Here is a 1,089-nt window from a genome sequence, read left to right as displayed (position 1 = left end):
TAGATGGGGTAAGGCTCCCAGTAGACGACTGGGTTGATAGGCCAGATCTGGAAGCCCGGTAACGGGTGGAGGTGACTGGTACTAATAGGCCGAGGGCTTGTCCTCAGTTGCTCGCGTCCACTGTGTTAGTTCTGAGACAACGAACAGTTGTCGGCTTTTGAGCTGGAACATCTAACTGAAAAGTGTGCTTGTTCGCTCGAAACCAATAGGGTTTCGGTGGTCATAGCGTGAGGGAAACGCCCGGTTACATTCCGAACCCGGAAGCTAAGCCTTTCAGCGCCGATGGTACTGCAGGGGGGACCCTGTGGGAGAGTAGGACGCCGCCGAACAATCTTTGGAGGACCCCTGGTCCCAGCGTTCATGCTGGGACCAGGGGTCCTTTTGTTTTTCAAGCAAGCACACTGCCCGGAGCGCGCCGACTAGTCGGCTGCGCGAGAATGACTTGCGGTACCGATGACAGGAGTCACCCATCATGTCCACCAACTCTCCCGACGAGCGCCCGGAGCGCGACCAGCGCCGCCGGGACAGTGGTGACCGCGGCGACCGCGGCGGGTACCGAGGGGCTCCGCGCCGCGACAATGATCGCCGTGACGACCGTGGTGGTTCTTCCGACCGTGGTGGCCGGCCGACGGGTGGTTACGGTCGCAGTGATGATCGGTCTGCAGCTCCCCGTCGTGACGACCGGGGCGATCGGCCCGCCGGCGGCGGTTTCCGCCGAGACGACAACCGTGGTGAGCGTGGCGGTCCTGCGCGCCGTGATGACCACCGCGACGGAGATCGTGGTGCTCGTCCCGCTTTCCGGCGTGACGACCGTTCGGACCGGCCGGAGCGCTCGGACCGTCCTGCGGGCCCCCGTCGTGACGACCGTGGGGACCGTCCCGCTTTCCGGCGGGATGACAACCGTGGTGGTGGCGGTGGTGACCGCGGCGGTTCCGTTCGGCGCGATGATGATCGTGGTGGTCGTCCCGCGGGAGGCGGCGGTGGGTTCCGTGGGCGCAGTGATGACCGTGGTGGTCGTCCTGCGGGCGGTGGGTTTGTGCGTCGGGACGACCGTCAGGATGACCGCGGTGGTCGTCCGGCCAGTGGTGG

1 protein-coding gene and 2 rRNA genes are annotated in these 1,089 nt (G+C 65.2%); all 3 read left to right on the top strand.

What is annotated here, in order from left to right; all coding sequences use genetic code 11:
- Positions 1-105 (top strand): 23S ribosomal RNA (locus G3I71_RS50570); the annotation flags it as partial.
- A gap of 107 nt (positions 106-212) precedes the next feature.
- Positions 213-329: ribosomal RNA gene (gene rrf, locus G3I71_RS44725) — 5S ribosomal RNA — on the top strand.
- A 321-nt stretch (positions 330-650) separates the two neighbouring features.
- Positions 651-1,089 (top strand): hypothetical protein (locus G3I71_RS44720; protein WP_164324605.1); only part of this gene is annotated, 439 nt, incomplete at its 3' end.

The organism is Streptomyces sp. SID12501, assembly GCF_010550245.1.
In the GTDB taxonomy this organism is placed as follows: Bacteria; Actinomycetota; Actinomycetes; order Streptomycetales; family Streptomycetaceae; genus Streptomyces.
The sequence above is the reverse complement of the archived record's forward strand: the minus strand, read 5'-3'. Positions and strand labels throughout refer to the sequence as shown.